Origin of the sequence: Clostridium simiarum (genome assembly GCF_018919175.1) — a bacterium.
GTDB lineage: Bacteria > Bacillota > Clostridia > Clostridiales > Clostridiaceae > Clostridium_L > Clostridium_L simiarum.
In genome coordinates this window covers 270712-277712 of sequence record NZ_JAHLQL010000005.1, presented here as the reverse complement: position 1 = coordinate 277712, position 7001 = coordinate 270712, and the positions used below count along the sequence as shown (strand labels likewise).

Genomic DNA, 7001 nt, shown 5'->3' with positions numbered 1-7001 from the left:
GAAACTCACTCAGCAAAGCTGAGGAGTACGATTCTGTAAGCTAAATCAAAGATTTAGACAGAAGTCGCATCTGGTGATTATGGCTTAGTGGTAACACCCGTTCCCATTCCGAACACGATGGTTAAGCACTAAAGCGCTGATGGTACTGCAAGGGAGGCCTTGTGGGAGAGTAAGTCGTCGCCAGGTAAATCCTTAAGATTTACCTTAAGGATTACATATTCCGCGATAGCTCAACGGTGGAGCACTCGGCTGTTAACCGATAGGTTGGAGGTTCGAATCCTCTTCGCGGAGCCATTTTTTTATTTTTAATAAATTTTAATATTGAAATTAGTAAGATAAAGCTACAAAATATGTAGCTTTTTTTGTTTTTAATACCAATTATAGATTTTAATTCATATGGTTGAAAATTAATTAAATTTAAGAGATAATAGATTGATGTTTTTATAACCTTATGCAGAAATTAAAGTTGTTTTTACTAATTTGTAATTTTTTATTATCAATAAAGAGTTATTATTGTATTATAAGGTATTTTTATAGATTAACTATGTAGATATAGATTAATTTATGAAAAACATGAGGATAAATCTAAGGAGTGGGGATATGTCAAATTTTCGTTCAAGAAGGAAAAAAACTGTTTTTAAAAATCGAAAAAAGGTGAGAAATAAAAGGTTAGCTGTTAGCATTTTAGTTTTGGCTGTATTGTTAGGCTGTGTATTGTTAGGACAATTAATAATAAATAGATCTAATGAAAAGAAAACACAGGCTACTGCATTAGAAGCAGGGTTACCTGAAGCTAAAGATGAGACAAAAGATTCACCTAGTGTAGATAAAAAGGCAAATGAAGCTAATGCCAATAAATCGGACAAGCAACAGGATAAGTTAAAAGATGATCAAAGTAAGTTAGTTTACAAAAATACTTCTGATGAAGGACAAAAATATATATCTTCTGCTGAGGAGGCGGAAAAGGCAGTAAAGGGTAAAGCTCAATCAGATGGGAAGAAAATAGTTTACTTAACCTTTGATGATGGACCTTCCACCACTGTTACACCTAAGGTGTTAGATATTTTAAAAAAAGAAGATGTAAAAGCAACATTTTTTATAGTAGGTAAAAATTTATCTAAGGATGGAACAAACATCAATGAAAAATCCGGAGAAATTTTAAAGAGAACATATAATGAGGGACATGCTATTGCAAATCATAGTTATTCTCACAATTATGAGTATTTATATCCGGGTAGAACTATAAATGTTAATAGATTTTTAGAAGAGGTAGAAAAGACCAATTCATTAATGAAAAGTATTATAGGTGAGTCTTTTGAATCTAAAGTTGTAAGATTTCCAGGAGGATTGATGTCTTGGAAGGGACAAGATGCAGCATTAAAAGCTTTAAAGGATAAAGGCATTAATTATGTAGATTGGAATGCATTAAATGGTGATGCAGAAGGAAAGAAAAGGGATGCGCAAGGATTAATAGAAAGAGCTATAAGTACTAGTGGAAGTCAGGAAAAAGTTGTTTTACTTATGCATGATACTTATGGTAAAGAAACTACAGCAGAAGCTTTACCAAAAGTAATTCATCACTTTAAGAGTAATGGATATGAATTTAGAACATTAAATTAGTTAGAAATAAGCATATAAAAGTGAAAAATTAAGAAGTAAGGTTTTGTGTTTACAGAAGATGGGAACTATTACTAGTAGTCATAGGATAAATTATGGTATAATAAAAGAGAAGTTATTTAACTTCTCTTTTATTATAGGTTTATGTTTTGAATAGAATAAATAGTATCAACAATTTTATTAAGCATAACTTATTATAAATATGGAGAGAGGATATTATGGATAAAAAAGTACTTATTGTGGAAGATGAAAACAGTATAAGAGGTTTTTTAAGAATAAATTTCCAAAGAAATGATTTTATTGTAATTGAAGCTAGTTCTGCTGAGGAGGGGCTTAGAAAAGCTATATTGGAAAAGCCTCATATTGCAGTGTTAGATGTTATGTTACCAGGGATGGATGGATTTAGTCTTTGCAAAAATTTAAGAGGACGTTTTCCAGAAATGGGTATCATTATGCTTACTGCTCGAAATCAAGATATGGACAAAATAATGGGATTAGAACAGGGAGCGGATGATTATTTAGTGAAGCCATTTAACCCTCTGGAGTTAATGCTTAGAGTTAAGGCAATAATTAGAAGAATTGAAGGAAAACTCATATCCGCCGATGAAGAAATAATTCATAGGTATGATTTTAAATTGAATCTATACTCTCAAAAATTATATAAAAATGAAAAAGAAATATGTGTTACGCCTAAAGAATATTTGCTCTTTAAATTGTTTATTGAGAATCCAGGTAAGGCATTTACTAGAGATGAATTATTGAATATAGTATGGGGATATGATTTTTTTGGGGACCCTAAGATAGTTGATGTTAACATAAGAAGGTTAAGAACTAAGATAGAAGAGAACCCATCAGCGCCTAAGTATATAGAAACGGTTTGGGGTACAGGATATAGGTGGAATGATGAAAAAGAAGGATAACTTTAGGGAAAGTATTAGAATAAGACTTGCAAAAAAATTTTTAATAATAATACTATTTACTGTATTTATTTTGGAAATTTTACTTATAGGTTTTGTTCGTCAGTATTTTTATAAAAATACTGACGATATTCTTACAAGTCAAATAATTAGTGCTGCAAATTTTTATAATAGCTATTTTTCAAATGCATCTTTAGAAGAAAATATATTAGAAAATGTAGATGTATTTTGGAAGCAAACTAATGCGCAAGTACAGATATTAGATAGTGAAGGAAAACTTTTAATGGATTCCCTTGGAGCTACCTCAAAAGAGTATATAGATTCTGTAGATGTTAAAAAAGCTATTGCTGGAGAAAAGGGAAAGTGGACTGGAAATGTAAGCTATTACAATCATAAGGTTATGGCGGTTTCATATCCACTAAAGTCTCATACTGATACAGTAGGGGTTATTAGATTTATAACTTCTATGGAAGAGGTAAATAAGTCCATATATGCTATATCAATAATGTTTATATTAATAGGATTACTTGTGTTATTATTATCAGGAGTAATTAGCTGGTTTGCAGCAAGAAGTATAATATATCCAGTAAAAGAACTTACTATAACTGCGGAGAAAATGGCGGAAGGAAATTTCTATATACGAAATAATAAGGTAAAGGATGATGAGATAGGAAGGCTATCGGATACTTTAAATTATATGGCAGAAGAGATATTAAAAAAGGATCAATTAAAAAATGAATTTATTTCAGCGGTATCTCACGAACTTAGAACACCTCTAACTTCAATAAAAGGATGGACTGTTACTTTAGGTTATGATTTAGAAGATAAGAGGATGATAAAAGACGGTTTAGACATAATCGAAAAAGAATGTGACAGACTTACTAAAATGGTAGAGGAATTATTAGATTTTTCAAAGTTTGTATCTGGAAAAATAACTTTAGAAAAGAAAAAGATTAATATAATTGACTTAATTAATTACATTGATAGATATATGAGACCAAGGGCTGAAAGAGAAGGCATAAATTTCGTAATAATAGTTGAAGATAATATTCAAGAAATTTATATAGATGTAAATAGAATGAAGCAAGTACTTATAAATTTATTAGATAATGCATTTAAATTTACACCAAGTGGAGGAGATATAATCTTAAAGACATGGTGTAATAAAGAATACGTAGTTATTATGATAAAAGATACAGGTACTGGAATTAGTAAAGAAGACCTTCCAAGAGTAAAGGAAAAATTTTATAAAGGAAAAAGCAGTAAATCACAAAATGGAATTGGATTATCTATTTGTGATGAGATAATACGGCTTCATGAAGGCAAATTTACCATTGAAAGTGAGGAAGGAAGAGGAACAGAAATAAGGGTGAATCTTCCATTATAAAAGTATTTAGTTTATAAGTATTATGATTTTGTGGGTGAAAAAATGAGAAGGTTTAATATAATACTGTGCTTTTGTTTAATTTTTATTCTGTCTGGTTGTAATGCACCAAGATTTAGTGGAGCTCCTAAGATACTGTCACCTGAGAATAATGATTTAATGATAAAGGGAAAGTGGTACGTAGAGGATTATAAAAATATAAATCATAAAAGTGTACAAGGTAATAATTCTAATAAGTATATAAATTCATATATTCAAATAAACAATAATTTTTTATCCCTGGGTGGAGAACTATACTTAAATCCAAAGTATAAGTATAGAAGAGTAAATGCTCAAAATTATTTCTTAAATCACCATAAGATCGATGGAAAAGTCTTAGGTATAAATAGAGAGGAACTAGAAATATTTTCTGTAAGTATAGAAGGGAAACCTCTATATGAATTTATAAAGTATAGTCCAGATAAAATACTGTTTTTGTCAGATGGTGTATATTATTTTGCAAATAGAAGAAGCAATGATACAGATTCAAATCCTAAAGCTAAAAGTGTAAAAGAGGAATCTAAGGATAGCTACGAACCAGTAAATAAAAATGTTAAGTCAGGAATTTTAATTGGGCTAAGAAGTGAAAGAGATAAGGATGAAGATGGTAATATAGGTGAAAGTGAATACAGGACTTTGTGGATATCAGCTATAAATAAAAATATTTTTTCTTATAGAAAAAAGCCTAATATAATATTCCCAAGAACTTCTGGATTTTGGGAGTTGGAAGTAAGAAGAGAAAATTTTGATGGATATTTCAATGAGGGGATATATATAAACTCTTATGGAAATAAAAGTAATGGATATGTTAGAAATTATTCCAGAGGATTAGATACAAACATTTGTAGAAATATAAAGTTCATAAGTAACGATTATCTTGGAATGGAATTTATTGAATGGGATAAAAATAATATATCAAAAGCAGAAAGTTATGTGGTTTTACCTGTAGATAATATCCAGCAGATTAAAGGATTAAAGTTTTCAGATATTTTAGGTGAACAAGGGAAGATAGTTCAAGAAAATTCAGCTAAAGGAGCAATAGCATCACATGAATCTTTGAAGAGTAAATTAGAGACTAATATAAAGGAAGAAAATTTTACAATGGTAAGAAAAAATGGACATTGGATGTTTAAAGGTAGGATTGATTCTAAAAATGGGGAGAAGGATTTATTTTTAGATTATAATATAAATATATTGCCACCAAAGAAATTTATATTTTATGATGAACTGCAAGTACCTTGGAATAAAATCAAAGAAAGAATACCTGAAGCGGTAGATGTTTATACATCTCCTAATAATGACATAGCAGTAGTTCTTACAAAACACAATCTGTTTGTTTATGATATATATGGAGGAGAACTAGGAGAAAAACCATTAAAAAAAGTGAAACTAAAAGATGGAGAAACTGTTATAATGGCTGAATGGGCTTTAGATGATTTTGTTGATAAATGGGACAGATTATTTAAAGAGCAAAATCATTAATTTTTAATAATTTTAAGAAAATATTTAAAAAAGAGCACTATCAGTTTCAAAAAAATGCAATACAGACTTTTATAATATTTTAATAATATTATTGTGAATATTTCTATAATAGTATAAAATTGAAAACAGATACCATATGGATATCTGTTTTATTTATTTTAAATTTATTGGGGAGTGATTTAATGTTAGCAAAAAGTGTAATTAAACAGGTACTAGCGAAAGCTCTAAGTACAGGGGGAGATTTTGCAGAAATTTTTGTTGAGAATAGCATAAATAATAATATAACTTTAATAGATGGAAAAATAGACACTGCAGTGTCAGGTAGAGATTTTGGAATAGGTATAAGAATATTTAAAGGCTTTAAAAGTGTATATGCTTATACTAATGATAATAGCCTTCAAAGCATGATGGACACAGCTTATAAGGCAGCTTGTGCCATAGGAGATTTGAAAGAAAACATAGATATAAACCTTATGGAAAGAATGAATACTAATATACATCCTATACTGTATGTACCTTCTAGCATAAACAATCAAAATAAAATAGAAGTAATGAAGAGGGCATATAAGGCAGCAAAGGATTATAGTTCGGAAATAGCTCAAGTTGGAGTAAATTATCTAGATAGAGATCAAAAAGTTCTTATTGCCAATAGTGAAGGATTACTCACAGAGGACAGAAGAATAAGAACTAGGATAGCTATAAGGTCTATTGCTAGTAATGGAGTAGAAAATCAAATTGGATCTGAAGCTCCAGGTAGATTTATGGGATTTGAAATGTTTAATCATATAGATGTAGAAAATTTTGCGAGAGAAGCTAGTAAGACTGCTATTACTATGCTACATGCAAAAAATTGTCCAGCAGGAAAAATGATGGTAGCTATTGAAAATGGGTTTGGAGGAGTTATATTCCATGAAGCATGCGGACATGCTTTAGAAGCAACTGCTGTGGCCAAAGGTAATTCTGTATTCTGCAATAAACTAGGTGAACAAATAGCTTCAACTAAGGTAACAGCTATAGATGATGGAACAATGAAGAATTTATGGGGATCACTAAATATAGATGATGAAGGTACTAAAACTAGAAGAAACGTACTTATAGAAAATGGTATATTAAAAGGCTATATGATAGATAAGCTTAATGCTAGAAGGATGAATATGGATCCCACTGGTAGTTCAAGAAGAGAATCCTATAGATATGCTCCAACTTCAAGAATGACTAACACCTATATTGATAATGGTGACGATGATAATGATGCTATATTAGCTTCCATTAGTGAAGGATTATATGCTAAAAAAATGGGAGGCGGTTCTGTAAATCCTATAACTGGAGACTTTAATTTTGCAGTAGCAGAAGGATATTTAGTTAAAGATGGGAAAATCCAAGAGCCAGTAAGAGGAGCTAGTTTAATAGGTAAAGGTTCAGATATATTAATGAAGATAGACATGGTAGGTAAAAACTTAGCACAAGGACAAGGTATGTGTGGTTCTGAAAGTGGAAGTATACCTACAAACGTGGGGCAACCTCTTATAAGAGTATCAGAGATAACTGTAGGTGGAAGATAA

Annotated in this window: 5 protein-coding genes, 1 tRNA gene and 1 rRNA gene; all 7 read left to right on the top strand. The window is 30.3% G+C overall.

The genetic code is table 11. The annotated features are described in order from the left end of the window. Positions 1 to 69: 69 nt before the first annotated feature. The 7 genes from rrf to KQI89_RS14420 all read left to right on the top strand — a co-directional run bounded on the left by rrf (position 70) and on the right by KQI89_RS14420 (position 7001). Positions 70 to 186, top strand: a 5S ribosomal RNA gene (gene rrf / locus KQI89_RS14450). A 33-nt stretch (positions 187 to 219) separates the two neighbouring features. Next, positions 220 to 294 (top strand) — tRNA-Asn (locus KQI89_RS14445). 306 nt (positions 295 to 600) lie between these two features. Next, a complete protein-coding gene (locus KQI89_RS14440; protein ID WP_216457633.1) occupies positions 601 to 1620 on the top strand; it encodes a polysaccharide deacetylase family protein in 1020 nt (339 codons plus the stop codon). A 215-nt stretch (positions 1621 to 1835) separates the two neighbouring features. Further along, positions 1836 to 2537 carry a response regulator transcription factor gene (locus tag KQI89_RS14435; protein ID WP_032120714.1) on the top strand — a complete coding sequence of 234 codons (702 nt, stop codon included), beginning with the start codon at positions 1836 to 1838 and terminating at the stop codon, positions 2535 to 2537. Continuing rightward, entirely contained in the window at positions 2521 to 3921 is a 1401-nt protein-coding gene (locus KQI89_RS14430; protein WP_425514091.1) for a sensor histidine kinase, read from the top strand. Before KQI89_RS14435 ends, KQI89_RS14430 begins: the two co-directional genes overlap by 17 nt. Before the next feature lie 42 nt (positions 3922 to 3963). Next, positions 3964 to 5439: a hypothetical protein gene (locus KQI89_RS14425; RefSeq protein WP_216457631.1), complete on the top strand. Its 1476-nt coding sequence runs from the start codon at positions 3964 to 3966 to the stop codon at positions 5437 to 5439. A 182-nt stretch (positions 5440 to 5621) separates the two neighbouring features. Then, entirely contained in the window at positions 5622 to 7001 is a 1380-nt protein-coding gene (locus KQI89_RS14420) for a TldD/PmbA family protein (RefSeq protein ID WP_216457630.1), read from the top strand.